Genomic DNA, 25,512 nt, shown 5'->3' with positions numbered 1-25,512 from the left:
AATGAACGCCAGATTTCCGCGTTTTGTTTGATTTCACGGGCTCTCACACCCCGCGCGAGTCGAAGTGGGCCAGGACCTTCCGGGCCTTGGCCACGTCGTCGGCGCGTCCCTGCTCCTCGAAGAGGGGAATCACCGCCTTGAGCGCGGCGCGCGCGGCCTTCCAGTCCTGCACGAAGGTGCACGCGATGCTCAGGTCCCACCGGGCCCGCGCCTCGTAGGCATGATCGTGGAGCTGCTCGTACAGCTCCGCGGCTTCCACGAGGTGGGGACGCGCGGCGTCATGGTTGCCCAGCAGGCCCTCGGCCTCGCCCAGCAGCAGCCGGCACAGCGCCAGGGGCTCCGGGTCGCCTTCCTTCTCCAGCAGGGGGAGCGCCTCGGAGAAGCGCTTGCGCGCCGCCTCGTACTCGCCCACCTCCATGCGGATGTCGCCGATGTCCAGCAGCAACTGGGCGATGCGCGGCCCGTTCTTCGCCTGCCGGTACAGCAGCAGCGCCTCCTGGTACTTCTCCTCGGCGCCCTTGGCCTGCCCCATCGAGCGCAGCGACTCGCCGATGGCCGCCCGGCACAGCGCCTCGTTCTCCTGATCCTTCAGCTCGTTGAAGAGCGCCGTGGCCCCGGCGATGTGCTCGATGGCGCGCCGGTGATCCTCGAAGTTGGCGCTCACCACGCCCAGGCCGAAGAGCACCTGCGCCTGGCCGTGCTTGTCCCCGGCCGTCTCGAAGTAGCCCAGCGCCTCCTCGTAGTGGCGGCGGCTCTCCGCATGATCCTCGAGCATGCCGTGCAGCTCGGCCAGGTGCACCAGCCCCTTGCCGATCTCCGCCGGGTCTCCGGTGATGCGCGTCACGGCGAGCGCGTTGCGCTGGTTCTGCAGGGCTTCCTGGATGTGGGCGCGTTCGGAATCGGTCAGGCTCATGGGGGGCTCAGTGCTCCTCGCCCTTGTTGCGTCGACGCGGCGGCTTGTCCAGCGAATCCGCACCATTGCGCCCGGCCTCGTGCACCAGCAGGGGCGAGAAGAAGCAATCCTTCTTGGTGTATTCGTCGAAGGAGAAGGCGAAGCGGTAGCTGGCGGCCGCGCGCTGGTTGCAGTCGGTGCGCTCGCAGAAGCGGCAGGAGATGCCGCTGGGCACCGCGTCCTTGCGCAGATCCGTGGTGGGCAGCCCGTACGCCAGGTACTTGGCGTTCTCCGCGTGCGTGCCCAGGCCGATGGAGTAGGCCGTGCCGCGCACGATGGAGCCCTCAATGGGCTGGAGCTGCACCTTGGCGAAGCAGAAGTACGAGGTGCCGTCCGGCATCATCGAGTACTGCCGGGTGATTTGAGACGGGTTGAGGAAGGCCAGGTGCACGGCCCACTTGCCGCACGAGCCGCCGCCCGTGGCGAACTTGATGCCGGTGCCGCTGTAGCGCTTGGAGATGTTGCCGGCGATGTCCGAGCGCAGGAAGTGGAAGGGCAGGCCCTTGCGCTTGGGGTCCGAGAGGTTGCACAGCCGGTGGGCCACCGTCTCGTACGTGGTGCCGAAGAGGTTGGAGAGCAGCTCCACGTCGTAGCGCGTGCGCTCCACCTCCTTGAAGAAGTCCCCGTAGGGCAGCATCAGCGCCCCGGCGAAGTAGTTGGCCAGGTTCACCTTGATGAGCCGCTGCGTCTCCGCGTGCCGCGTGCGCATCGCGCCGACAATGCGCTCCACCAGCTTCTCCTTGTCCAACACCATGAGGCCGATGGACGCGGCGAGCTGGAACTTGAGCGGCTGCTCGGTGAGATCCGGCGAGAGGATGAGCTCCTGGGTCTCCGGATCGAACCGGCGCACCACCGAGGAGCCGCTGGCCGCGGACTCGAAGCGCACGCGGTAGCCGAAGCGCTCCTCGATCAGCGGCACCAACTGCTGGCTGGTGAGCAGGCGGCCCATCTTGAAGTCGCGCCGCAGCGCCTCGGCCTGCTCCTCCAGCTCGGGGAAGTAGTTGTGGTGCGTCTGGAGGAAGTCGCTCACCTCGTCGAAGGGCGAGTAGTCGAAGCGCAGGCCCGGTCCGGACGCGCTGCCCGGAGCGGCCTGCGTGCGCGCCCGCTCCTCGGCGTTGAGCTGCGCCAGCACGTTCTCCAGTTGCGTGCGCGTGTTCTTGTAGAGGTTGAAGAGCGCCGCCACCGTGCCCGCCAGCTTCGGCTCGGCCGACAGGCTCTGCAGGGACTCCGGATCGATGTCGAGGCTCTTGAGGAGCGGCTCGTCCAGGAGCTTCGCGAGCGCCTCGTCCACCCGGCCCTCGCCGAGCGTGGACATGAACTGCTCGGGGTCCTGATCGAAGTAGCGCAGGGCCTTCCAGAGCAGCGGGAAGGGCATCACCCGTTTGCCCTTCTCGATGAGGTTCAGGTACGCCGGGGAGACCCCCAGGTCCTTGGCCGCGTCCGTCTGCTTGATGTTCCGCGCGAGCCTCAGACTGCGCAGCTTCAGGCCCACGTTCGCGTTGAGTGCGTTCTCGTTCATCTCTGCGTGTCCTGGAGGGGTGGTGTCACTCCCAGTACCCGGTCCCTCCGACACGGCCACTGTGCGGAGGCGTTTACCGATTTGCAATAAACGTTTTCGGGAGCAACCGGCCTTGTCTTCAAGGGAACCCTGGGGGGCCCCGGAGGACGTCCCGGCGTGTTCTGCACTGGGTAAAGCGTTGATTTTACAGGGTTTGGTAGGTCGATCTGCGACCTGTACTGTAGGACAACACGCTCATAGTCAAAATTTTACCCGCACGGTTTACTGACGCTGGGAATGGCCGGAGGGTTGGGTGTGGGGCAGGAGACCCGAGCGCTGGCCGGGCGCCCCCGTGGCATGGGAGACGTACGCCATGTCTCCGTCCCGGCCGGGTTTCCCCCTCGTGGCACTGGCCGCCCTGTGCTGGGCGCTGTGCTCCTGTGTCCCGTCAGCAGGCGTGCGCCCGCTGCCTTCCCGCGAGGAGCCGCGGGCCCTGCGCTACCACGTCACCTATGTCCGAGCGCCCCAGCATGCGCTGGAGGTGGGAGTCCTCCTGGGAGGGGAGGGGGCGCCGCGTGACTTCCTCTTCACCCAGCCCGGCGGAGTCGATCGGGTGCTCGCCTTCGGGGAGGATGGCTCGGAGCGGGAGCTGCCGGTGCGCTCCGATGGCGGCGTCCTCGTCCCGCCGCGGACGCGCTCGGTGCGCTACCGCTACCCGTTGGAGGCGAGTCCCCGCGGGAGGCACGCGGGCTTCTTCACCGGCATGGGCGAGGGCGACGCGTGGCATGTCGCGGGCCGGGCCTGGCTGGTGCGCCCGCGCACGGTGACGCCGGAGCTGCGCGCGGAGCTCGTGGTGGACGGGGTGGAGGCGCTGCTGCCCTGGGAGCCGGACGCGCGCGGGGTCTACCGGCTGCGGGGCGATGACCTGGTGAACTCGGGCTTCCACGGCTTCGGCGGACGGCGGTGCACGGTGCGCCTGCCGGGCGGGGAGGTGGAGGTGGCGGTGCTCGGCCGCATGTCCCTCATGGACGACGCGGCCCTCTGTGCGTGGCTGGAGCAGTCCGCCCGTGAGGTGCTGACGGTGCGGCGCTCCTTCCCGTACCCCCGCGTCACCGTGCGCCTCGTCGCGGTGCCGGGAAGCGAGGAGCCCGTGCCCTTCGGCATGGTGCTGTGGAGCTCTCCGCCGAGCATCTCGCTGCTGGTGGGCCAGGACGCCGCGCCGGCCTCCTTCACGCGCGACTGGGTGGCCGTGCACGAGCTGCTCCACCTGGCGCACCCGCCCATCCTCCCGCGCGTCGCGTGGCTGTCCGAGGGGCTCGCCACCTACTACACGGAGCTGGCGCGGGCGCGCTCGGGCAGGCAGACGCCGGAGCGCGCGTGGATGGAGTTGGTGGCCGGCTTCGCGCGGGCGCGCCGCGCCGTGGGCTCGCGGACGATGCATGACGTCGTCACCCGGGGCGATTCCTACCTGGGCACCTATTGGACGGGCGCGCTCGTCGCCCTGCACCTGGACGTGGCGCTGCGCCGCGCCACCGGCAACACGCGCTGCCTCGATGATGTGCTCGAGCGGCTCGCCGAGTCCGGCCCGGTTGCGACTTTCGACGACTTCGGAGCGGCGGTGGACGCCATCGCTGGCCGGCCCCTCTTCTGGAAAGTGCTGTGGCGCCACCTGGACCGGCCCGCTCTGGCCGCGCAGGCGCCTCTGTTGGAAGCGCTCGGTGTGGAGTCCTCGCCGGACGGAGTCAGGTTGGGCGACGGCCATGACAACCCGCTGCGGGATTCCCTGATGGCTCCGCGATGAGAGGTCTGTAACGGCTCCTTTCGTCGTGCGTATAACAGGGCGCGAGCTCCTCGCGGACGTTCAACCCACGCAGTGAAAGGACACACCATGAACATCAAGACCATGGCCGCCATCGTTGGAACCCTGTCCCTCGGCACGCTCGCCACCGGCTGTGCGACCGCGAAGCCCGCGGCCGCCGCCTCCGAGGAGAAGGGCGCCGAGGCGTCCTGCAAGGGCACCGCGGCCACCACCGAGGAGAAGGGCGCCGAGTCCCAGTGCAGTGGCCAGAAGGCCACCACCACCGAGGAGAAGGGTGGCGAGCACAAGTGCGGCGCCGGCGGCTGCGGTGGCGCCAAGCCCCAGTAACGAATAGCCCCCGGGGTACCGGGGGTTGTCTTCCGGGCGGCTGGGGAGCCTCTTCCCGCCGCCCGTGTCTTTTCCGGGCCGTGTTTCTTCTGGAGGGTTGCTGGTGAGCTACGCGCGCAGACATGGGCTGAAGCCGCTCGGGGCGGGCATCGGGTTGCGGCGCGAGTTCTATTCGCGGCTCCCGGAGACCTCCCGCGCCCTGGACTGGGTGGAGATCATCCCCGAGAACTTCCTCACCCTCGGAGGCCGTTCGCAGCGCGCGCTGGATGCGTGTGTGGATCGCTGGCCGGTGCTGCCGCACGGGGTGGCGCTGAACATCGGCGGGCCGGAGCCGCTCGACGAGGACTACCTCTCGCGGCTGAAGGCGCTGGTGGAGCGGGTGGACGCGCCCTTCTTCTCGGACCACCTCTGCTTCTCGCGGTTGGGCGGGGCGTACCTGCATGATCTGCTGCCGCTGCCCTTCTCGGAGGAGGCGGTGGAGCACGTGGTGCCGCGGGTGCGCGAGGTGAAGGAGCGGGTGGGCCGGCCCTTCCTGCTGGAGAACCCGAGCTACTACGCGCGCATGCCGGGGGGCACCCTGGACGAGGCGGCCTTCCTGCGGCACGTGGCCGAGGAGGCGGACTGCGGCCTGCTGCTGGACGTGAACAACGTGTACGTGAACGCGCGCAACCACGGCTATGACCCGAGGGCCTTCGTGGACGCGTTGCCCCTGGAGCGGGTGGTGCAGATCCACCTGGCGGGCCACGAGGAGCGGCCGGACGTGCTCATCGACACGCACGGGGCGCCGGTTTGCGACGAGGTGTGGTCGCTGTACCGCTACGTGCTCGAGCGCACGGGGCCGGTGTCGACGCTGCTGGAGTGGGACCAGGACATCCCCTCGCTGGAGGCGGTGCTGGACGAAGCGGACCGGGCACGCGCGGTGCTGGCGCAGGCGGTGGCGCGATGAAACCGGGGCTGCGCGGCTTCTTCGACTCGATGGAGCAGTACCTCACCCGGCCGGGCGAGGACGCGCTGGAGCGGCTGTACACGGCGCACCCGGGCTGGGACGCGCCACGCTCGCGGGTGGCGCTCTACGGGCAGATGGTGCGCCACCACGTGACGTCCACGTTGGAGAAGCTCTACCCGCTGACGCGCGCGGGCGTGGACGAGGCGGTGTGGGCGGAGCTGGTGCGGGCGTACGAGGCCTCGCGTCCCTCGCGGCCCTTCGAGATGAACGGGCTGGGCGAGGGCTTCCCCGGCTTCCTCGCGGACGAGGCGGCACGGCGCGGGCTGCCGGACTTCCTGCCGGCGCTGGCGCGCTTCGAGTGGACGGACTTCGCGGTGTACGCGTCGATGGAGCCGGTGCCGGAGCGGGTGGAGCGGCTGACGGTGAACCCGACGCTGGCGGTGCTGGAGCACCCCTTCCAGCTCTGCGCGTACGTGCGGCGGCAGGGGAGGGGAGTGCCGGAGCCGGGGCAGGAGATGGCGCTGCTGTGGCGTCACCCGGAGCGGCTGGTGACGATGTTCCTGGCCGCGAACGACCGCTCGCTGCTGGCGTTGAAGATGGCGGTGGAGGGACTGACGCCGCCGCGGGTCTCGGCGGCCACCGGCGTGGCCGAGGCCGACATCCGCGCCGCGGTGGACTCCTGCGTGGCGGACGGCCTCGTCCTGTCGCCGTGAAGCCCCACCGGGCGGCGGCTACCGCCCGGCGGGTTGAAGCGGCTCCGGCATTCACCGGAGCCGGTACGACTACCGGATGTCGACCTGGCAGGTGCTGCCGCTCGTACCGGTCACGCACTTCAGACCATCGCAGCAGGCGGAGGCGCCGCCGCAGGCCTGACCGATGCCGGAGCACGGCGGGGTGCAGGTGCAGCTTCCGCCCGAGCAGTCGGCGCCGGTGGCGTTGTCCAGGCAGCGCAGCCCTTCGCAGCAGGGCGCCGCGGCCGAGCACTCCTCGAAGGACGGCGCGCACTGGGGAATCGCCTGGCACACGCAGGCGCCCGCCACGTCACAGGGGATGGGCGGATCCTGGTTGAGCTGCACGCACTGCAGGCCGTTGCAGCAGGTGGCGCCGTTCGCACCGCACCCGCCCTCGCTCTCGGTGAGGCACCCGTTGCTCACGAAGTAGCTGGCCCACTGGGCGATGTGGTTGGAGGTGTTGATGTCCTGGAAGGGCAGCGCGAAGGCCGCGTAGGACGGATCTCCCGAGCCCACCTTGTCCGGGTCCACCGCCGCCATCCACAGCAGGGTGCCCCAGGGGTTCTCGCCCGTGGCCGTGACGGGCTGACGCAGGCCGTACTTGCGCGAGGAGGAGAACGTCACCCACATGAGCCGGCTGGTGTCGCCGGCGTTGCCGCGCGTCACGAAGGGGCTCCACTTCGGGTAGCTGTTGGTCAGCTTCGTCTCGCCCTTGTCCATCACGCCGCCCTTGTTGGCATTGGCCAGCTCCACCGGCGTCGCGTTGGCCTCCAGCTTCGCGGCCCACAGCTTCGCGGACGGGTCGGTGTCCCCGTTGCAGTCGATGTTCGTCTCGGTGGTGGGCGTGGGGCAGTTGGACTCGTTGTAGACGAGGAAGGTGCTGTCGGGCGCGATGGCCGGGTAGTAGCGGTTCACGCCCGTCTGCGACGGAACGATCGTCACCGGCTCGTTCCAGCCGCCCGTCTTCTCCGTCACCATCTTGATGGCGCCCTTGTAGCTGCGCTGGTTCGTCCCGGCGCGCCCCATGGACATGAAGGCGATCGTCTTGCCGTCCGCGCTCCAGTCAGGGTGGTTGGCCGGGTTGGTGTTGCTGCCGGTGTTGGGGATGTCCCCCTCGTAGGCCGCGTCCGTGCCGCTGAAGAGCTTCAGGTTGTAGGTGGTGGCGCCGCTGTCGGCGTAGGCGCCGACGAACTTCGTGCCGTCCGGGTTCCAGGACTCGAAGTTGCTCAGCTTCGTGCCACTCTGCGCCAGGTTCACCTTGTCCGTGGCGGAGTTGAAGCTGGCCAGGTCCACCAGGGCGAGCCGGCCGTCGTTCTGGCCGTTGACCTCGGCCACCAGCTTCTTGCCGTTGCGGCTCAGCGCATGGCAACCCACGCAGGCGACGCTGGTGTTGACGTTGCTGGCCCGGAGCACGGGCGTGGCGGTCGCGGCGCCGGTCCCGGCGAAGTCATAGCGCATCACGCCGGTGCCACCGGACGTCGTCCAGTAGTAGAGGGCGCCCTTGATCTCGGCGCGGGCGAACTGGAGGGAGATGGGATCGGAGACGCCCACCTTGCCCGAGCCCGAGTCGTCCGTGGCGCGCACGATGAGGCGCACCGGCTGGCCACCGCGGTTGCTCTCGGCCAGGAACTTCCACACCTTCTCCTCGGGCGTGTAGATGCAGCCACTCTGTCCCGCCGGCACCGCGCCCGTGGGCGGCGTGAAGCCGCTGGGCAGGTAGCAGCGCAGGTAGACGCGCACGTCGGTGATGGTGTTGGAGAACTGCAGCTCGAAGAGCGTGTTGGTGCTGGCCCCCGAGAGGAAGTGGATCTCCAACTGCCCCAGGTTGGGCGGCACCATGACGCCGTGGTTGGGGTAGACGATCTGCGGCTTGATGGTGGCATCCACCGCCCCGCCGAAGCGGCCGTCCGGGTTGGGGGGCACGGGGGAGCCGCCGCTGGGCACCGTGGGGTCCGACACCTTCTGATTCAGCTTCACCGTGCGGCTCGGTGGAGACGGACGTGGTGCCAATGCGGGCGCGCACGAAGCTGGTGCCGCCCACGGTGGCGCTCGAGGTGAAGTTCGCGCCGAGGAAGGTGCCCAGCCGCGTGTCGTCGATGCTGAAGGTGGCCCGGCTCGTCACGTCCTCCGTGTGTCCGTCGGAGTAGGTGCCGATGACGGTGAAGCCCTGCGACACCCCGGTGCTGCCCGTGACGGTGAGCAGCGGCTTGATGGGGGTGATGGCCAGCGCGCCAATCGTGGGGCTGCCATCGCCACCGTCGGTGTCGCCTCCATCCGCTCCGCCGCCTCCATCCCCTCCGCCACTGAGCCCGCCGTCCGCCGTGTTACCGGCGTCGGGTCCACCGGGGGTGGGGCCGCCGCAGGAGGAACAGCCGAACAGCGCGGTCGCTGCCATCAAGATGCCGAGGAGCCAGGTTTTCTTCCACATGGCCCGCTAGCGTAACTCCGTTTCTGACGTCTGGCGCGGGCTTCCTGGCGCGCTGCCCTGGAGGGCATCCATCCACAACACAAGCTTGAAACGCGGCCGCAACGGGGTTGCGGACGTCACGGGGTTTCCCAATTTTCGAGAAGTCAGGGCGCGCCGGGGGCCTGGCACCGCTCGTCCCGGCAGGAGAGGCCCGGGGCGCACTGGTTGCTCGAGACGCAATGGTTGCCGCGCCCACAGCCGGTGGAGACACAGCCGCGCATCAGGCGGTCCACGTCCTCGCCCGTCCCGGGGAGCTGGATCTTCACTTCCGTGGTCTCGTTCTCCACGACGCAGGCTTGCGTCTTCTTCACGGGGAAGCCGTTGACGGAGGTCTCCAGGGTGTAGCAGCCCTCGGGAAGGGGACCCACCCGCAGGCGTCCCTCCTCGTCGAGCCGCTGCTGCTGGAAGGGGGTGCCCGTCACGGACACCTGCCCGTTCTCCACCGGCTGGCGCGCGGGTCCCCGCACCCGCAGCTCCAGGAAGCCGGCCGCGCGGGGCACCACGTTCTGCACGCTCGCCGAGCCGCCTCCGGGCACCACCACCGGCAGGCGCACCGCCGTGTCCGCGGAGGCCACGATGAAGAGCTCCACGGGGCCGGCCGGCACCCCCTCCAGCACGAAGGTGCCGTTCGCGGCCACGGGGCTCCGCACGTCCGGGTCGCCCACCAGCGACACCAGGGCCACCGCGGGGTCGGCCTCGGTGAGGTGGCCCCGGACGGTGCCCGTCCGGAAGGGAGTGTTGTCGAATCCCCCGCATGCGCCCGCGATGAGGGCGAAAGCGAGGGCCATCATCACGTTGTAGGTGCTCTGGCGCATCAGAAGCGGTACCCCACTCCGGCCCATCCGCCGGAGAAACCCACGGCCTGTCCCTGCCCATCCACCACCACGTACGTCACCATGAGCTGCGTCTGCGCGGCCAACTCCAGCCGCTCGCCCAGCCGCCACACCACGCCACCCACCACGCCGGGGCTGAAGGTGAAGTAATGCTGCCCTCCGGTGAAGGCCTCCGTCTGGAAGGACCGCTGGAGGTACAGAGCGGCCACACGCGGGCCCGCGTAGAGCGAGAGCCGCTCCCACCGCCACGTGTAGGGCACCGCGGCCCCCAGTGACAGCGAGGTGTAGGTGAAGGGCACGGAGGCGCCGGGCGCCAGGCGGAGGCTCCGCCGGCCCCGGCCGCCACTCAGGTCGAAGACGAGGCTCAGGTCCGGCAGCGGGCGCTCCTCCAGCCGCAGCACCAGCGCCAGCTCCGGCGAGGCGGGCAGCAGCTCGTCGCGGCTGCGCGCATCGACGAAGGAGAACATGCCGCCCATCAGCGCCAGCGAGCGCCGGGGGACGGTCCCCGCCAGCAGACGCTCCAGCGGCAGCCGCTCGCCCGCGGCGATGTCCACCACCTCGCGGATCAGGACGTCGTGGCCCTTGGTGAGCTCCACGGTGCGCCGGCCCGGCGGCACCGCGGCGCCTCCGGGCAGCTCCGTGCGCGTCTCTCCATCCACCTTCAGCGTGAAGCCGTCCAACCGGGGGTGGTACGAGAGAAGCTCCGGGCGGCCCGTCCGGTTGATGTGGCCGGAGAGCACCACCGGATCCGCTCCCACCTCGAGGATCTCCGCCGAGGGCCGCTGCCGCCCCTCGGTGAAGGCGTAGGTGTGGCGGCGCGCATGGTCATGCGCCTCGGTGGCGGTGACGGCGCCGTCGAAGTTGCGGTCCGCCGCGCCATTGAGCCCGTCGATGAGGAAGTGCGTGTAGATGTCGTTGCGCAGCCCCTCGTCCTCGCGGGCCGTCTCGCCCCAGTCGCAGGCGGCGAACACCATGGAGGCGCGGCTCGACTCCTCGAGGGGGCGCGCGTAGAAGCCGGACTTGATGCCGGCCAGCTCGGCCTCCAGCTCCTTGGGCAGCAGGGACTTGCCGCTGCCGCTGTGGCAGGTGGCCAGCACCATGAGCCGGCGGCGCGAGGGCAGCAGATCGAACTCGGACTTCAGCTCGTCCATGGGCAGCGCCGTCTGGGGAATCGCCCGGAACGAGGCGTCCGTGGTGACGAGGTACCGCTTGAGCTCGCCCTTGCCGTCGCGGGCCAGCGTGCCGTGCGCGGAGAAGTACACCACCACCACGTCATCCGGCCGGGTGGCCTGCCGCCGGAGCTTCCCGGAGCGCGGCGAGGATGGTGGCCCGGGTCGTCTCCTCGGGCCGCGAGAGGACGCGCACCTGATCGAAATGGCCGCGGGTGGGATCCCTCAGCGCCGCCGCCAGGTCCTCCGCGTCCTTGGAGGCGTAGCGCAGGTCCCTCCATTGCTCGTCCCGGAACTGCGACACGCCCACCAGCAGGGCCAGCCTCCGGGGCGCATAGGCCTGGGACAGGGCGCGCTCGTCCACCTTCACGGACACGAGCCCGCCCTTCCCGCCCTTGTCGAGCGAGGCCGGACTCGCGCAGGCCGCGAGCACCGCCAGGAGCGTGAAGACGAGTCCTCTCACCGTGGGACGGGATTGTGCCCTCAATGGCCTCGCACGTGGAGATCGAACCGGTTGATGGCCAATACGGAGCGCTCTTCCATGTCGCCACGGGTGAGTGCTTCACGCACCTCTTCCGGAGGAGGCACCTGTCCCGAGGCGAAGCCGAGCAGCCAGAAGGTGAGGGGACCGGACTCGCCCTCGAGGCTGATGCCCACCATGCCCTGGGGGCCTTCCAGCTCATGGGTACCGGCGAGCAGGGGGAAGCGGCCGAGCAGCTCGGGCGCCGCGTCCGCGCGTTGCTGGAAGAGGAGGGCCTCGCCCGCCTCGGTGGCGTGGTAGCGCAGCATCAGCACGTCCTCGTCCGAGGCGGTGGCGCCCGGATCCATCCGGCGCAGCGCTCCGCCCGGCTCCCGGGCCACCATGGACGCCTCCAGGGCGAGGTGGCCCACGCCCTTCACCCCGTCCCAGGCGCCCTTCTCGCCCCCGGGCAGCCTCACCTGGGGACGGGTGAGGACGACGAGCCCCGCGACGCCCGCCGCCACGGCCAGGGCCGCGGCCACCTTGCGCCAGGGCTGGGGGGAGGGGCCGCGCAGGCCCCGGCGGACGCGGGCGAAACCCACCTCGTCCAGCGGGGGCTCTTCCTGGCGGGCGGGCGCCAGGTGGAGCAGCAGGGAGTCCACCCGTCCATCGAGCAGCCCGGGGCCGGGCGTCTTCGCCAGGTAGGCGATGCAGTCCTCGCAGGGGTGCGCCAGGTGTTCACGGAAGTACGCCACCGCTTCCGGCTCACCGGCGCTCAGGGCCCGCAAGGCTTCGGTATCCAGGTGTCTCATGCGCTACTCCCACCGTCCGGCGAGCACGCGCCGGAGCAGCTCCTGCTTGATTCGGGCCCGGAACCGCTCCAGGCGCATCGTCACGGCGCTCTTTCCCACCCCGAGCTTCTCGGCGATCTCCCGGGCGGACAGCTCGCCCTCGACATAGAAGAGGTAGACCGTCTTCTTCTCCTCGCCCTCGGGCAGCTCGTCGATGAGCTGGCGCACCACGGCCATGTCCCGCTCGAGCTGGAGGGCCTCGGGCACCACGGAGACGGTCTCCGGCTGGGGATCGGAGATCTCCTCGTCCATGCGGCGGTTCTGGCCCTTGCGCTCCAGGCGGGTGCGGGCGCGGTTGCGGGCGATGGACAGGAGCCAGGCCTCGAAGGCCGCCGGCTCCTTGAGCCGGGGGAGCGCCTTGAAGGCGCGCACATAGGTCTCCTGAATCACGTCTTCCACCTCATCCGCGTCCAAAGGGGCGAAGCTGGCCGTCAACCGGGCCACCAGGGGCCGGGTCCGCCGGTACAGCTCGCTGAAGGCAGGCATCTCCCCTCGTGCGGCCCGCACCACCCACTCCATCAGCTCCCGAGAGGAACCCACCCGGCTCATGGACCCCCCACTGCAGCCAGCGGCCACACGCTGGCCGGTGGACGGATGCCGCGCTTCCCGCTTCCCCTGGGGGGGGCGTGGGGCAGAATGGCCGCGCGGTTGTTCACTTTCATGAGGACACGACCATGCGCGTCATCAACTTCAACGCCGGCCCCGCCGGGTTGCCTCTGCCCGCCCTGGAGCGCGCGCGGGACGAGCTGCTCGATTTCCACGGTTCTGGGATGTCCATCATGGAGCACAGCCACCGGGGCAAGGAGTACGAGGCCGTGCACGGTGAGGCCATCTCCCTGCTCACCGGGCTGCTGGGCATCCCGGACACCCACCAGGTGCTCTTCCTCACGGGCGGGGCCTCGCAGCAGTTCGCCCAGGTGCCGATGAACTTCCTGCCCCCGGGCGCGAGCGCGGACTACCTGATGACGGGGGTGTGGAGCGAGAAGGCCTACGACGAGGCGAAGCTGGTGGGCCAGGCGCGCATCGCCGCCACCACGGTGCTGCCGGACAAGCGCTACGCGCGGGTTCCCCGGCAGGACGAGCTGCGGTTGGATTCGAAGGCGGCCTACGTCCACCTGACGAGCAACAACACCATCTACGGCACGCAGTGGCACCGCTGGCCCGAGGTGGGGGACGTCCCGCTGGTGGCGGACATGCAGCTCGGACTTCCTGTGGAAGCCGATGGACGTGAGCCGCTTCGCCTTCATCTACGCGGGGGCGCAGAAGAACCTGGGCCCCTCGGGCGTGCTGATCGCCGTGGCGCGCAAGGACTTCATCGCCCGCGGCCGCAAGGACATCCCGAAGATTTTCCGCTACTCGACACACGCGGAAAACAACTCGCTCTACAACACGCCGCCGACCTTGGCCATCTACCTGTGCCGCAACGTGCTGGCGTGGGTGAAGCAGGTGGGAGGGCTGGAGCAGTTGGAGAAGTGGAACCGCGAGAAGGGCGAGCTGCTCTACGGGGCGCTCGACAAGCACGCGGGCTTCTACCATGCACCGGTGGAGCGGGAGTCGCGCTCGTACATGAATGTGGTCTTCAAGCTGCCCACGCCGGAACTGGACGACCGGTTCGTGGCCGAGGCGAAGCAGGCGGGAATGGTGGGCCTCAAGGGCTACCGCACGATGGGCGGCATCCGGGCGTCCACCTACAACGCGGTGACGGTGGACCACGTGCGGACGCTGGTGTCCTTCATGGAGGAGTTCGTCCGGAAGAACGGATAGGGCGCGCCTGACGCGGGGCGCCATCGAGCCTGTTATCGACGGCGGGGCGTTCTGTGACTACACCTGGGGGCCGCAACCTTCAGGAGGGGTCATGAAGAACGCCACGCTGTTCGCTGTCGTGATGGCCGTTGTGCTCGCGCTGCCCGCCGCCGCCAAGGAGGTCGCGGGTGTGCAGTTCCCCGAGACGCTCAAGGCCGAGGGGAAGGAGCTGAAGCTGAACGGTGCGGGCCTGCGCAAGAAGCTCGTCTTCAACGTGTACGCGGCCGGCCTGTACGCGGAGAGCCCGTCGCAGAGCGCGCAGCAGGTCATCGAGACGGACCAGGTGAAGCGGGTGCGCCTGGCGATGCTGCGCGACCTGGACAAGAAGACGATCACCGAGGCGATCGTCGACGGCTTCAAGAAGAACGCGAAGGACAAGCTGCCGGCGCTGCAGCAGCGGCTGGACACGTTCACCGCGGCGATTCCGGACCTGAAGAAGGGGGACGAGCTGCTGCTGACGTACGTGCCGGGCAAGGGCACGACGATCGAGAGCAAGGGCGGGCAGAAGATCTCGGTGGAGGGCAAGGACTTCTCGGACGCGCTCTTCTCGGTGTGGCTGGGGAAGAGCCCGGTCGACGAGAGCCTCCGGGACGGGATGCTGGGCAAGTAGCAGTCCCGCAGCGGTAACCCCGAGGTCCCCCCTCACCACCGTGGCAAGAACCCCTCGCCCTCCGGGAGAGGGACGGGGTGAGGGTGCCGGACATCCCGGGTTGGAATGTCCATGTCATCCAGACGTTGCAGCGGGCCGCGCGCCGGGTAGGGTGCGGCCCGCTTCGACTTCCCACATGGAGAAACACTGGATGAGAAAGGCATTGCTCGCCGCCTGTTGTCTCGTGGTGTCCGCCTGCAAGACGGCGGAGCCCGCGCCCACGCCTCCGGCCCCGCGGCCCCCCCAGGAGCAGCCCGCGCCCGAGGCGAAGCCGCTGCCGCCCGGACTGGAGGGCGCGGCGATCAACGAGCAGGCGAACCCGTGCGAGGACTTCTACGAGTACGCGTGCGGCAACTGGGTGAAGAACACGGAGATCCCCGCGGATCGCCCGCGCTGGTCGCGGGGCTTCGACTCCATCGCGGCGCGCAACGAGGAGGTGCTCCGGGAGATCCTCGAGGCCGCGTCCACGGGCAAGTCCCCCGAGGGGACGCCCTACGCGCAGAAGCTCGGTGACTTCTACGGCGCCTGCATGGACGAGGCGCAGATGGAGGCCTCGCTGCCCGCGCTGAAGGCGGAGCTGGCGAAGCTGACGGCGGTGAAGAGCGCGAAGGACCTGGCCCAGGTGGTGGGCACGATGCACGCGCGCAGCGTGTTCCCGCTCTTCCGGTTCGGCTCCAACAACGATCTGAAGGACGCCAGCCAGGTGATTGGCGAGCTGGATCAGGGAGGGCTCGGGCTGCCGGACCGGGACTACTACCTGAAGGATGACGAGAAATCGAAGGGCCTGCGCGCCGCCTACGTGGAGCACATGAAGAACACCTTCGTGCTGCTGGGCGAGACGCCGGAGCAGGCGGCGAAGAGCGCGGCGGCGGTGATGGAGCTGGAGACGGCGCTGGCCAAGGCGTCCATGACGCGCGTGGAGCGCCGCGAGCCGAAGAACCTCTATCACCGGCTGGAGCGCAAGGGGCTGAAGACGGAGGCGGCGGGCATCCCGTGGGACGTGTACTTCACGGCCACGGGAGCGAAGGATGTGCAGGCGCTCAACGTCACCCACCCCCCGTTCTTCAAGGAGGTGGAGCGGCTGGTGAAGACGGTGAAGCCGGAGGCGTGGCGGCCGTACCTGACGTGGCACTACGTATCGAGCGTCGTGCCGGCGCTGCCCAAGAGCTTCCAGGAGGAGCGCTTCCGCTTCACCTCGCAGAACCTGACGGGCGCGAAGGAGGACGTGGCGCGCTGGAAGAAGTGCGTGCGCTTCGCCAACGGAGCGCTGGGCGAGGCGCTGGCGCAGCCCTTCATCACCAAGACGTTCGGCGTGGAGGGGAAGACGACCACGCAGCAGATGGTGGTGGAGATCGAGAAGGCCTTCGAGCGCAACCTGGACACGCTGGCGTGGATGGACGCGCCCACGCGCGAGCAGGCGCTGGTGAAGGCGCGGAAGATCGTCAACAAGATTGGCTACCCGGACCGGTGGCGCAACTACGATGGGCTGAAGGTGGATCGCGGCTCATTCCTGGGCTCGTGGGTGAGCGCGTCGGCGTTCGAGCAGGCGCGGCAGCTCGCGAAGATTGGCAAGCCGGTGGACAAGGACGAGTGGCTGATGTCGCCGCCCACGGTGAACGCCTACTACAACCCGCCCTTCAACGAGATCGTCTTCCCGGCGGGCATCCTGCAGCCTCCGTTCTTCAACCGCGAGGCGACGGCGGCGGTGAACTTCGGGGCGATGGGAATGGTGGTGGGGCATGAGATCACCCACGGCTTCGACGACGAGGGCCGCCAGTACGACGCCGAGGGCAACCTGCGCGACTGGTGGACGCCGGCCTCGGACAAGGCCTTCCGCGAGCGCGTGGCGTGCGTGAAGGAGCAGTACGACGGCTACACGGCGATCGACGAGCTGAAGGTGAACGGAGCGCTGACGCTCGGCGAGAACGTGGCGGACCTGGGCGGCCTGAAGCTGGCGCACGCGGCGATGGAGGCGTGGCTGGCGAAGGACGCCGAGGCGGCGAAGCGGGCGGATGGCTACCGCTACACGCCGAGCCAGCAGTTCTTCCTGGGCTACGCGCAGTCGTGGTGCTCGAAGTACCGGGATCCGTTCGCGCGGCAGATGGCGCAGGTGGATCCGCACTCGCCGCCGTACTGGCGGGTGAACGGGCCGGTGGTGAACCTGCCGGAGTTCCGCAAGGCCTTCCAGTGCCAGGAGGGCGCGAAGATGGTGCGCCCGGCCGCCCAGCGCTGCGAGGTCTGGTAGCCCTCAGAAGAAGCTGAGCTGCGTGCCCGGCTTCATGGGGCGGCGGAAGGGGCTCTCCTTCTCCGCCCCATCCGAGGGCCACGCGGTGTTCAGCCCCAGGCGGCGCGCGGTGGTGTCGAAGAGCTTGCGGATGGTGTCCGCATAGAGCCCTTCACCACTCATGCGCACGCGGAAGCGCGGATCATTCAGCGCTCCTCCGCGCGTCTCGCGGATGCGGTGCAGCACCCGCTCGGCGCGCAGGGGGAGCTTCTCGCGCAGGCGCTCCTCGAAGACGGACTGCACCGGGCCCGGCAGCCGCAGCAGCGTGTAGAAGGCGCGGGTGGCTCCGGCCTCCTTCGCCGCGGTGAGGACCCGCACCATGTCCTCGTCGTTGAGTCCGGGGATGACGGGCGCCACCGCCACGCCCACCGGAATGCCCGCCGCCGCCAGCCGCTCCATCGTCTGCAGGCGCCGCTTGGGCGTGGCCACGTACGGCTCCATGGCGCGAGCCACCTGCTCGTCGTGGAAGGGCAGGGTGATGCACACCGACACCCGGGCCTCCTGCGCGAGCGTCTTCAGCACGTCCAGGTCCCGCTCGATGAGCGGCCCCTTGGTGATGATGCCCACCGGGTTGCGGTACTCGGCGCACACCTCCAGGCAGGCGCGGGTGAGTCGCAGCGAGGCCTCGAGGGGCTGGTAGCAGTCGGTGACACCGCTGAAGGCGACCGTCTCTCCCTTCCAGCTCTTGCGCTCGAAGGCCGCGCGCAGCAGCTCCGCGGCCTGGGGCTTCACCACCAGCTTCGTCTCGAAATCCGTGCCGGCGCCGAAGCCGAGGTACTCGTGGTAGGGCCGGGCGTAGCAGTACGCGCACGCGTGGAGGCAGCCCCGGTACGGATTGACGCTCCACGTGAAGCCGACGTCCGGGCTGTCGTTGCGCCCGAGCACCTCGCGGCTGTGGTCCTCCAGCACCTCCAGCTTCGCGGGAGGTATCTCCTCCAGGTACTCCACCGCGGTGGTGTCCCAGGGGTTGGTCGGGTTGGAGATGGGACGAGGCTTCACACTCCCAGGGTGAAGCTGAAAGGACGTTCAGTCAAGGTTTGGTTGGCCGGGTGGCCGCCTACGTGGGCAGTCAGGAGAGCGGGCGGGCGAGCCTGCTCGCCTGCCTCGTACCGTGGGGGTGCCTACCGTCGTCCCATGCGTTTCTGGACTGCCCTCCTGTGCTGCCTGCTCCTCGGGACGCCCGCTCTGGCCTCGGAGGCTCCCGCGCCCTTCGAGTCCGCGGTGCGGGCCCAGGTGCCGCGGGAGCCGAGGGACGTCTCCAAGGCCCTGCTCCACTTCTACGAGACGCGGGGCTTCCAGCCCGCGTGGTTCTCCTATGACGGGACGGTGCGGCCCCAGGTGGGCCAGTACCTCGCGGCGCTCTGCGAGGCGGAGGCGGAGGGGCTGTGGCCGGAGCGCTACCGGCGCGCGGAGCTCGACGAGGCCCTGCGCCAGTTGACGCTGAACGGAGAGCCCGGGGACGCGTGGGTGGCGGTGGAGCTGGGGCTGACGTCGAGCTTCCTCACCTATGCCTCGCATCTGCTGACGGGGCAGGTGTCCTCGCGCGGCCTCAAGTGGAGCACGAAGCCGCCGGGGGCGGTGGTGCTCGCGGCGGTGCTGGAGGGCTCGCTCGCGAGTGGAGATCTGGCCACCACGCTGCGCAGCCTCTCCCCGAGCCACGAGGGCTACGTCCGGCTGCGGGAGGCACTCGCGCGCTACCGGGCCATCGCCTCCGCGGGGGGCTGGCCGCTGGTGCCGGATGGCAAACCGCTCGAGCGGGGCATGAAGGAGCCGCGGGTGGCGGTGCTGCGCGAGCGGCTGCGCGCCACGGGAGATCTGCCTTCGGCCGCGGAGGAGCGGCTGCTCTATCCGGGAGCGCCCGGGGTGGGCGTGGCGGCGCTGGTGGGGGAGCTCGTCCGGGCGGCGATGGAGGAGCCGGCCCCGGAGTCCCCCACGAAGCCCGTTCCCGAGGACCTCTACGACGCCGGGCTGGAGGAGGGGGTGAAGGCCTTCCAACGGCGGCACGGCCTGGCGGCGGACGGGAAGGTGGGCCGGGAGACGCTCGAGGCGCTGCGGGTACCGGTGGAGGAGCGCATCGCGCAGTTGCTGGTGAACCTGGAGCGCTGGCGCTGGGCGCCGAGGGACCTGGGGACGCGGCACCTGATGGTGAACCTGCCGGCCTTCGAGTTGGAGGCGGTGGAGCAGGGCGAGACGGTGCTGCGGATGCCGGTCATCATCGGGGAACCGGACTGGAGCACGCCCATCATCCAGGACGAGGTGGAGTACCTGGTGCTCCATCCGACGTGGTACGTGCCGAGCAAGATCACCGCGGAGGAGGTGCTGCCGAAGCTCCAGGAGGATCCGGGGGCGGCGGCGCGGATGGGGCTGACGACGTACGACCGGGCCACGGGGGCGCCGGTGGATCCGGGAACGGTGGACTGGAGCGGGCTGGAGGCGGGCTCGCTGCCCTACCGCTTCGCGCAGGATCCGGGGGACTCGAACCCGCTGGGGCAGGTGAAGTTCATGCTGCCCAACCGCTTCTCCATCTACCTGCACGACACGCCGAACCCGAAGCTCTTCGCGGAGGCGCACCGGGCCTTCAGCCACGGCTGCATCCGGGTGTCCGAGCCGGCGAAGCTCGCGGACTTCCTGCTGAGGGGCCACGAGGGCTGGACGGAGGAGTCCCTGGCGGCGGAGATGGAGCAGGCCAAGGGGAAGCAGCGGCGGGTGGACCTGCCGGCCCCGGTGCCGGTGTACCTGCTCTACTGGACGAGCTTCGTGGGGACGGACGGCCGGGTGCAGTTCCGGCCGGACGTGTACCGCCAGGATGCGGCGGTGCTGCGGGCGCTGGAGGTGAATCCAGTGCACGTGGCGGGCGAGTCTCCCGCCGCGTGCGGAGGGGCGCGCGGTTAGCGCTTGCTCCAGCGGGCCGGGGTGCCGCGCACGTCGATGTGCACGAAGGGCCCGTGGACGCGGTTGGCGCGGTAGACGCCGTAGCCGCCAATGAGCTCGGGCACGCGTTGCTCCACGCGGTCGACGGCGCTGGCGAGCACCTCGGCGTCCTTCACGTCGACGCGCCCGTTGCCATCGAGATCATCCATCTGCCCGTCGCCGTCGTCGTCGAGCCAGACGTCGGCCGCGTCCCCGTAGGTGTGGCGGCTGAACTTCGCGCGGCCCTTCTGGCCAGGCCCGTTGTACTGGGGCGTGCGGAAGCCGCTCATCACGTGGAGCCCCCTGGCCGGGTAGCCCATGGTGCGCAGCTCCTGGATGACGAGCTCCAGCTTGTCCACCAGCAGCAGGTCGAGCACGAGGTACTTGGGCCAGACGTTGGCCTGGTCCTTGGTGAGGAAGTTCCGCAGACGGAAGTGCTCGGAGACGGCGAAGTCCTGGTTCTCGCGCGTCACCTCGATGAGGAGCTCCGGAGGGGCGTAGCGGCCGGTGCGGCCAGCGCCGCGGGCGGGCCAGCGGCCGATGCGGTACCCGTTGAGCTGCGTCTTCGAACCATCGAAGTGGACGGGGGTGATGACGGCGTGCGGGCCGGCCTCCGCGCCCGGGGTGGAGGGAGCGAGCTGCCAGACGCCGGGCTGGGCCGGGGCCGTCCATCCCTCGTTGGTGACGGAGGCGGGGGCCTGGGTGTCCGAGCCCAGCGCCAACCAGCGGGCCTCCTTCACATCCTGACGGACGGAGAAGTGCGGTTGGAGGGACTCGCCCGGAGGCACGACGACGGCGCGCAGGGCGCCACTGTGGCCGCGGGAGACCAGCTCCACGGGGGTGGACGGCGTTGCTCCCTGCTCGGGGGGGGCGGCCATGGCGTACTGAGCCACGAGGAGCAGGGCGGCGACGAGGAAGAGGATGGCTGAACGGCTGAGGGGCAGGCGGCTACGGGATGAATTCACGCGGATTCTGCACAATCGGCCGCGCGGGAAAATTCCTCCGCATTCCCCGGCGGGACTCCAGGGCCAGGCAGGTACTCGAAAGGACACGGGACACGACATGGCCGGCAACCCCTCCTCTGGAGAGAGAGGGGCCGCCGGCCGGCTGTGACGGGTTCCCGGGAGCCGCGGTCCTCAGCGGATGACGGGGACGATCACCTTCGTCCACTGGGCGATGTGGTTGGACGTGGTGATGTCCTGGATGGGCAGCACGAGCGCGGGGTAGCTCGGGTCCTGGCCGAGCGCCACCTTGTCCGGGTCGACGGCGGAGATCCACAGCAGGGTGCCGTTGGGGTTCTCACCGCTCCCGGGGAGCGGGTTGCGCAGCCCGTACCGGCGGCTGGAGGAGAAGGTGAACCACTGCAGCTTCGAGCCCGGCTCCCGGGTGCGCTGGTAGAGGAAGGGCGCCCACTTGGGGAAGGAGCTGGTGAGGTTCACTCCGGTGTCGCGCTTGCCGGGCGCGTTGGCGCGGGCGAGCTCGATGAGCGTGGCGCCCGCCTCCGCCTTCACGGCGAAGAGCCGCGCCGAGGGATCGCTGTCCGCGTTGCAGTCCATTCCGGAGGTGGTGCCGCTCGGGCAGGTGGACTCGTTGAAGAGGAGGAACGTGTTGTCGGGCGAGAAGGCAGGGTAGTAGCGGTTCTTGCCGTCCACGGCGGGCGCGAGCGTCACCGGCGCGCTCCAGCCGGAGTCGGTGCGGCTGACCATCTGGATGGCGCCCTTGCCGAAGCGCTGGTTGGTGCCCTTCACGCCCATCTTCACGAAGGCGATCTTCTGCCCATCCGCGGACCAGTCGGGGTGGCTGGTGGGGTTGGTGCTGGTGCCGGTGCCCGCGAGGCTCTGCGTCTTCTTTCCGGTGTTGCCATCGAAGAGCATCAGGTTGAAGTCGGTGGCGCCCATGTCGCCGTAGACGCCCACGTACTGCGAGCCGTCCGGGTTCCACGACTCGAAGATGCTCTTGTCCGGAGAGCTGGCGCCCGCGTTGTAGGGCGCGAGGAGCGTCTTGCTGGCCACGTCCATCAGCACGATGCGCCCGGAATTCTGGCCGCTGGCCTCGGCGACCATCTTCTTTCCGTCGCGCGACAGGGCGTGGCAGCCGATGCACTCGCCCGCGGCCACCTCCGGGCCGGCGAACTTCTCGCCCGTGAGCTGCGAGGCGCTCGAGAAGTCGAAGCGCATGATGGCGGAGCCGTTGGAGGTGGTCCAATAGTAGAGGCCGCCGGTGAGGTCATCGCGCGCGAAGGAGACGGAGAGCGGCGTGGACGTGCCCACCGCCGCGCCCGCGTCATTGGTGCCGCGCAGGGTGACGGAGACGGGCTCGCCGCCGCGGTTGGTCTGGGTGAGCCACAGCCAGGTGGTGTCGTCCGGGCGGTAGATGCAGCCGCCATTCGTCGGCTGGGTGCAGCGCAGGTAGACCTTGAGGTCGGTGACGGCGTTCTGGAGTGACAGTTCGAAGAGGGTGTTGCCCGTGCCCGGCAGGAAGTGGAGCTCCGCTCCGCGCATGTTGGGAGGCATGAGCACGCCGTCGTTGGGGTAGACGAGGTCCGGCTTGCGCGTGTCGCTGGGCGGGCCCGCGAAGGGGGCCGCCGCGTCCTCGGGCAGGGAGGTGGAGCCCGGATCCTTCACGCTCGCCTGGAGCTTCACGGACACCTGCGTCGTCCCGCGCACGCCGCCCGCCAGCGCCGAGACCGTCGTTACACCGCCCTGGTTCTTGTAGGTGGTGAAGGTGCTGCCCGAGAAGCCACCGATGAAGCCGTTGTCCACCGAGAAGCGGACCTGCGCGGTGATGTCGCGCGGCGGGCTGTTGTCGAAGACGCCCATGGCCCGGTAGGTGAGCGAGGCGGGCGTCTTCCCGGCCTCGAGCAGCAACACCTGGTCCGCGGGCTCGACGGTGATGGATTGCAGCCCGGGGAGCGGCACGTCGCCACCGCTGTTCCCGCCACCGTTCTGCGGGCCACCCGGACCGTTGCCTTCTCCGTCCTCGCATCCGGTGGAGGCCAGGAGGAGCACCGCGAACATCGTGGAAAAGAGAAGAGCGGGAATGCGCATGCGGCGCATTCTCGCGCAGAAAAACAAGAGGCCGGCAATCCCTCGGACGTCCGAGAAATTGCCGGCCTCACAGAGAGCGGCGGACCGGGTTCGAACCGGCGACCCCGAGCTTGGGAAGCTCGTGCTCTACCAGCTGAGCTACCACCGCGTCGCAAGCAGTCTCAAAGTAGGGGCCAGGACGCGGCTTGTCAACGAGAAGTAGCGAGGGGGTTATTCGCCCTCCTCAATGGTGAGCTGGTAGGCATCCTGGAAGTTGGACTCGCGGTTGCGCGCGTCGCGGACCTCCAAAATGTAGACGCCGGGCTCGGCGCTGTAGCGGATGACCTCGGGCTGGTCTCCCCGGGCGCGATCGGACGTCTGCACGAGGGACAGCTTTCCGTCCTCGCCCACGCGGTGCAGGTAGAGCCCCACGTCCACCTTGAGGATGCCCAGCAGCGTCACCTTCATGGGCGTGCGCACCGGCCGGTCCGACAAGTCCAACCGGTAGTAATCCACGTCCTTCAGTGGATAGACGGTGCCGCGCACGGCCCGGCCCGGCGTGAGCTCCATGGCGCGGTCCTGGGTGTTGTTGGGCTCGCGCTCCTGGCTGCCATCGTCCGGCACGGTGGTGACGGAGATGCGGTAGGGCTGGTCCGCGTTCTCGTAGTCGCGCACCCATTTGTTGTCCACCTTGCGCGAGGCGCTCTGCACCCGGAAGTAGCAGGTGCCGTGGCACGCCACGTTGTTGAGGCGCTCGGGCTCCTTGATGGCGCCGTCGTTGGCGCGCTGGAGCACCGTCTCCTTCTGGCCCTCGCCCTCGGGAGGCGCCACCGCGGACAGCTCCAGGTCCATGCGCTCCACACCGGACAGCTCCACCTTGGCGAGCACCGGCTCGGCCGTCTTCAGGACGAAGTTGTCCACGTCGCCCTTGGGCGAGAGGAAGCCCTCCTTGTAGCCGTACACCGGCAGGGTGGTGGCCTTGTACAGCTCGTCGTTGGGCTCCAGCTCCGCGTTCGCCCCGGCCTCCTCCTGCGTCACCGTGAGCGTGTAGGCCTTCTCCGAGTTGAAGCCCCGCTTCGCTTCCTTCCCCGTCCCCACCCAGCCGCTCTTCACCACCACGTACACGACGCGATCGCTCGCCCTCACGCCGATGTTGCGCAACGAGAAGCCCTCGCCCTCCTTGCCCCTGGGCGTGACGAAGAGGGGCGCTTCCGCCGCCGAGAGCACCGACAGCTCCGCGCGGACACCCTCGATGGCGGTGAGCTCGATCTTCAGCGCCACCGCGGGAGCCTCCTCCTGCACGGGCTGCAGGCCTCCCTGGCCGGGGACGGGCACGGGCACCTGGAAGCCTCCGGGCCGCGGCGCCGGCGTACCGGTCGCGGCCGGGTCCCCCTCGGCCGTGGGCGCGTTGGCCTCCCCTTCGGGAGGGGCGGCCGTCTCCGGAGACAGGGGCTGGCCCTCGGCGGGAGGCGGCTGGGCGCCGGTGGGGTCTCCCGGGTTCGGCGTGGGCTCGGGAGCGGGGGCGGGCGCCGGAGGCGGCGTGGCGCCGGCGGGCGGCTCGGGCAGCTCCAGCCGGTACCAGTCCTCGTCGGCCGCGTGCCCGATGAAGCCCGCCACCGTCTGGCCGAGCGGCATCGGCGTGGCGTCCACGGCGCGGTCATTGGGCTCGCGCTCCACGCCATCCTCGGGCGTGTGGTAGCGCAGCTCGAGCGTATAGGCGCCGCCCGTGCCCTTGCGGGCCGAGACCACGCGCACCCAGCGCTCGCGCTCCACGTAGAGGTTGGGGAAGCGCTCCGGCTTGCCGTCGCCTCCGCTGTTGATGATGGCGCTGCGGACCCCGGGGGCGTCGTACACCTCCAGCAGCACGTCCCCGCCGGGGAGGCCGGAGACGCTGACGTCCGCCACGCGCGGGCTGTCCGGGGCGAGCCGGTACCAGTCCTCGTCGGGCTTGGACGGATCCGCGCCCAGACTGGCGCTCACCGTCGCGTCCCGGCCGAGGTTCAGGGCCTGCTCCGGCCGCTCGTTCGGTTCCTTCTCGTTCAACAGCTCGGGCCCGGTGACGACCGGTCCGGCGTCGGCTTCTTCGGCGCCCTTGTTGGAGCAACCGTTCGGGCAGCCGGCGAGCAACAGTGCGCACGGCCACACCCACCCCAGACGTCGCATTCCGTTCCCTCTTGGCATTCGAGCGCCTACTCAATCCCCTGGCGCCCGGGTGTCAAGGTTCGCCAACAGACAAGCTGGCGCTTTCATCCCGGGATGGGAATGGAGTGCGGACGGAACTGGGGTGATCCCGGCCCGGAGGTACAACGGGCCCGGAGGGGGGCTGATGGAGGGAGGCCCTCGAGAGGGCGTCAGCCGATGGCGGTCTTCTTCTTCGCGCTGAAGTGGCGGAAGAAGTCGATGATCTCCCGTTCGGCGACCTTGGCGTCCGTGGCGTCGGCGAACTCCGACTCGAGGAACATGCCGCCACAAGACTCACAGGTGTCGTAGTGCAGCGGGTGTTGACGGTCACCGCCGTCCACCCGGATGAGGTCTACCTGGCACTCGGGGCAATGGCCGGTGAGAGCCTCCGCGTCGACCTTCCCGCCCTGGCTCTCCAGCCCGGGGAGGTTGTTGTGGAGGAGGATCCGGTTCAGATCCGCGACGTCGATCCACAGCCCGCCGCAATCTCCACACTTCCGCAACGTCTCATGGTCCCCTTCGAGCTCGGCCATCTCGACGCTGCAACCGGGGCAATTCATGGGGCGGGTTATTCTCCTGTAGGGGGGAGCAGCGCTCCCGTTGGGT

21 protein-coding genes, 1 tRNA gene and 1 pseudogene are annotated in these 25,512 nt (G+C 69.7%); 9 read left to right on the top strand and 14 right to left on the bottom strand.

All coding sequences use genetic code 11. From position 1 onward, the window contains the following. Positions 1-43: 43 nt before the first annotated feature. A complete protein-coding gene (locus ACN28I_RS13355) occupies positions 44-913 on the bottom strand; it encodes a tetratricopeptide repeat protein (RefSeq protein WP_420942422.1) in 870 nt (289 codons plus the stop codon). Between the two features lie 7 nt (positions 914-920). Next, entirely contained in the window at positions 921-2,471 is a 1,551-nt protein-coding gene (locus ACN28I_RS13350; RefSeq protein ID WP_420942421.1) for a helix-turn-helix domain-containing protein, read from the bottom strand. Positions 2,472-2,823: 352 nt separating this feature from the next. Here ACN28I_RS13350 and ACN28I_RS13345 point away from each other — a divergent pair, with 352 nt between their 5' ends. The 4 genes from ACN28I_RS13345 to ACN28I_RS13330 all read left to right on the top strand — a co-directional run bounded on the left by ACN28I_RS13345 (position 2,824) and on the right by ACN28I_RS13330 (position 6,255). After that, a complete protein-coding gene (locus ACN28I_RS13345; RefSeq protein ID WP_420942420.1) occupies positions 2,824-4,251 on the top strand; it encodes a hypothetical protein in 1,428 nt (475 codons plus the stop codon). 87 nt (positions 4,252-4,338) lie between these two features. Beyond that, positions 4,339-4,596, top strand: a complete 258-nt coding sequence (locus tag ACN28I_RS13340) for a hypothetical protein (protein ID WP_420942419.1) — start codon at positions 4,339-4,341, stop codon at positions 4,594-4,596. Positions 4,597-4,693: 97 nt separating this feature from the next. Beyond that, positions 4,694-5,542 carry a DUF692 domain-containing protein gene (locus tag ACN28I_RS13335; RefSeq protein WP_420942418.1) on the top strand — a complete coding sequence of 283 codons (849 nt, stop codon included), beginning with the start codon at positions 4,694-4,696 and terminating at the stop codon, positions 5,540-5,542. Then, a complete protein-coding gene (locus ACN28I_RS13330) occupies positions 5,539-6,255 on the top strand; it encodes a DNA-binding domain-containing protein (RefSeq protein WP_420942417.1) in 717 nt (238 codons plus the stop codon). Before ACN28I_RS13335 ends, ACN28I_RS13330 begins: the two co-directional genes overlap by 4 nt. 69 nt (positions 6,256-6,324) lie before the next feature. Here the strand turns inward: ACN28I_RS13330 and ACN28I_RS13325 are convergent, their stop codons facing one another. Then, entirely contained in the window at positions 6,325-8,250 is a 1,926-nt protein-coding gene (locus tag ACN28I_RS13325) for a hypothetical protein (protein WP_420942416.1), read from the bottom strand. A 23-nt stretch (positions 8,251-8,273) separates the two neighbouring features. Between ACN28I_RS13325 and ACN28I_RS13320 the strand changes: the two genes are divergently transcribed. Next, entirely contained in the window at positions 8,274-8,420 is a 147-nt protein-coding gene (locus tag ACN28I_RS13320; protein WP_420942415.1) for a hypothetical protein, read from the top strand. Positions 8,421-8,844: 424 nt separating this feature from the next. On the opposite strand, the gene ACN28I_RS13315 is transcribed toward ACN28I_RS13320, so the two are convergent. Genes ACN28I_RS13315 through ACN28I_RS13295 form a run of 5 tightly spaced genes read right to left on the bottom strand, consistent with a single transcriptional unit; the run spans position 8,845 to position 12,602 of the window. Continuing rightward, positions 8,845-9,555 carry a hypothetical protein gene (locus ACN28I_RS13315; protein ID WP_420942414.1) on the bottom strand — a complete coding sequence of 237 codons (711 nt, stop codon included), beginning with the start codon at positions 9,553-9,555 and terminating at the stop codon, positions 8,845-8,847. Continuing rightward, positions 9,555-10,844, bottom strand: a complete 1,290-nt coding sequence (locus ACN28I_RS13310; RefSeq protein ID WP_420942413.1) for a caspase family protein — start codon at positions 10,842-10,844, stop codon at positions 9,555-9,557. The genes ACN28I_RS13315 and ACN28I_RS13310 overlap by 1 nt, the downstream gene beginning before the upstream one ends. 1 nt (position 10,845) lies before the next feature. After that, positions 10,846-11,205 carry a hypothetical protein gene (locus ACN28I_RS13305; protein ID WP_420942412.1) on the bottom strand — a complete coding sequence of 120 codons (360 nt, stop codon included), beginning with the start codon at positions 11,203-11,205 and terminating at the stop codon, positions 10,846-10,848. Positions 11,206-11,225: 20 nt separating this feature from the next. Next, positions 11,226-12,014, bottom strand: coding sequence for a hypothetical protein (locus ACN28I_RS13300; RefSeq protein WP_420942411.1), 789 nt, complete (start codon positions 12,012-12,014; stop codon positions 11,226-11,228). Positions 12,015-12,017: 3 nt separating this feature from the next. Further along, a complete protein-coding gene (locus tag ACN28I_RS13295; RefSeq protein WP_420942410.1) occupies positions 12,018-12,602 on the bottom strand; it encodes an RNA polymerase sigma factor in 585 nt (194 codons plus the stop codon). Positions 12,603-12,727: 125 nt separating this feature from the next. Between ACN28I_RS13295 and serC the strand changes: the two are divergent. The 3 genes and pseudogenes from serC to ACN28I_RS13280 all read left to right on the top strand — a co-directional run bounded on the left by serC (position 12,728) and on the right by ACN28I_RS13280 (position 16,750). After that, positions 12,728-13,817, top strand: a pseudogene (gene serC / locus ACN28I_RS13290) (3-phosphoserine/phosphohydroxythreonine transaminase). A gap of 91 nt (positions 13,818-13,908) precedes the next feature. Next, the gene (locus ACN28I_RS13285; RefSeq protein WP_420942409.1) at positions 13,909-14,466 is read left to right on the top strand and encodes a chalcone isomerase family protein; all 558 of its coding nucleotides are present in this window, start codon (positions 13,909-13,911) and stop codon (positions 14,464-14,466) included. A 190-nt stretch (positions 14,467-14,656) separates the two neighbouring features. After that, on the top strand, positions 14,657-16,750 hold the full coding sequence (locus ACN28I_RS13280; protein WP_420942408.1) for a M13 family metallopeptidase: 2,094 nt from the start codon (positions 14,657-14,659) through the stop codon (positions 16,748-16,750). Positions 16,751-16,753: 3 nt separating this feature from the next. On the opposite strand, the gene ACN28I_RS13275 is transcribed toward ACN28I_RS13280, so the two are convergent. Then, a complete protein-coding gene (locus tag ACN28I_RS13275) occupies positions 16,754-17,788 on the bottom strand; it encodes a PA0069 family radical SAM protein (protein ID WP_420942407.1) in 1,035 nt (344 codons plus the stop codon). A 135-nt stretch (positions 17,789-17,923) separates the two neighbouring features. Between ACN28I_RS13275 and ACN28I_RS13270 the strand changes: the two genes are divergently transcribed. Further along, entirely contained in the window at positions 17,924-19,681 is a 1,758-nt protein-coding gene (locus ACN28I_RS13270; protein WP_420942406.1) for a L,D-transpeptidase family protein, read from the top strand. Here ACN28I_RS13270 and ACN28I_RS13265 read toward each other — a convergent pair. The 5 genes from ACN28I_RS13265 to ACN28I_RS13245 all read right to left on the bottom strand — a co-directional run bounded on the left by ACN28I_RS13265 (position 19,678) and on the right by ACN28I_RS13245 (position 25,466). Beyond that, entirely contained in the window at positions 19,678-20,664 is a 987-nt protein-coding gene (locus ACN28I_RS13265; RefSeq protein WP_420942405.1) for a hypothetical protein, read from the bottom strand. The genes ACN28I_RS13270 and ACN28I_RS13265 overlap by 4 nt on opposite strands. A gap of 171 nt (positions 20,665-20,835) precedes the next feature. Beyond that, positions 20,836-22,746 carry a TolB family protein gene (locus ACN28I_RS13260; RefSeq protein ID WP_420942404.1) on the bottom strand — a complete coding sequence of 637 codons (1,911 nt, stop codon included), beginning with the start codon at positions 22,744-22,746 and terminating at the stop codon, positions 20,836-20,838. Between the two features lie 75 nt (positions 22,747-22,821). Then, positions 22,822-22,894, bottom strand: a tRNA-Gly gene (locus ACN28I_RS13255). 62 nt (positions 22,895-22,956) lie between these two features. Beyond that, complete coding sequence (locus tag ACN28I_RS13250) at positions 22,957-24,888, bottom strand: ABC transporter substrate-binding protein (RefSeq protein ID WP_420942403.1); 1,932 nt, start codon at positions 24,886-24,888, stop codon at positions 22,957-22,959. A gap of 188 nt (positions 24,889-25,076) precedes the next feature. Beyond that, entirely contained in the window at positions 25,077-25,466 is a 390-nt protein-coding gene (locus ACN28I_RS13245; RefSeq protein ID WP_420942402.1) for a zf-TFIIB domain-containing protein, read from the bottom strand. Positions 25,467-25,512: the final 46 nt, after the last annotated feature.

Origin of the sequence: Archangium gephyra, assembly GCF_049060025.1 — a bacterium.
GTDB classification, from domain to species: Bacteria; Myxococcota; Myxococcia; order Myxococcales; family Myxococcaceae; genus Archangium; species Archangium gephyra_A.
Note: the sequence above shows the minus strand (reverse complement) of the source record. Positions and strands in the feature narration are given on the sequence as shown.

Excerpts from the sequence above, each read along its gene's own strand:
- ACN28I_RS13355 (WP_420942422.1), bottom strand. The coding sequence starts at position 913 with ATGAGCCTGACCGATTCCGAACGCGCCCACATCCAGGAAGCCCTGCAG.
- ACN28I_RS13350 (WP_420942421.1), bottom strand. The coding sequence starts at position 2,471 with ATGAACGAGAACGCACTCAACGCGAACGTGGGCCTGAAGCTGCGCAGT.
- ACN28I_RS13345 (WP_420942420.1), top strand. The coding sequence starts at position 2,824 with ATGTCTCCGTCCCGGCCGGGTTTCCCCCTCGTGGCACTGGCCGCCCTG.
- ACN28I_RS13340 (WP_420942419.1), top strand. The coding sequence starts at position 4,339 with ATGAACATCAAGACCATGGCCGCCATCGTTGGAACCCTGTCCCTCGGC.
- ACN28I_RS13330 (WP_420942417.1), top strand. The coding sequence starts at position 5,539 with ATGAAACCGGGGCTGCGCGGCTTCTTCGACTCGATGGAGCAGTACCTC.
- ACN28I_RS13315 (WP_420942414.1), bottom strand. The coding sequence starts at position 9,555 with ATGCGCCAGAGCACCTACAACGTGATGATGGCCCTCGCTTTCGCCCTC.
- ACN28I_RS13300 (WP_420942411.1), bottom strand. The coding sequence starts at position 12,014 with ATGAGACACCTGGATACCGAAGCCTTGCGGGCCCTGAGCGCCGGTGAG.
- ACN28I_RS13295 (WP_420942410.1), bottom strand. The coding sequence starts at position 12,602 with ATGAGCCGGGTGGGTTCCTCTCGGGAGCTGATGGAGTGGGTGGTGCGG.
- ACN28I_RS13285 (WP_420942409.1), top strand. The coding sequence starts at position 13,909 with ATGAAGAACGCCACGCTGTTCGCTGTCGTGATGGCCGTTGTGCTCGCG.
- ACN28I_RS13280 (WP_420942408.1), top strand. The coding sequence starts at position 14,657 with ATGAGAAAGGCATTGCTCGCCGCCTGTTGTCTCGTGGTGTCCGCCTGC.
- ACN28I_RS13270 (WP_420942406.1), top strand. The coding sequence starts at position 17,924 with ATGCGTTTCTGGACTGCCCTCCTGTGCTGCCTGCTCCTCGGGACGCCC.
- ACN28I_RS13260 (WP_420942404.1), bottom strand. The coding sequence starts at position 22,746 with ATGCGCATTCCCGCTCTTCTCTTTTCCACGATGTTCGCGGTGCTCCTC.
- ACN28I_RS13250 (WP_420942403.1), bottom strand. The coding sequence starts at position 24,888 with ATGCGACGTCTGGGGTGGGTGTGGCCGTGCGCACTGTTGCTCGCCGGC.
- ACN28I_RS13245 (WP_420942402.1), bottom strand. The coding sequence starts at position 25,466 with ATGAATTGCCCCGGTTGCAGCGTCGAGATGGCCGAGCTCGAAGGGGAC.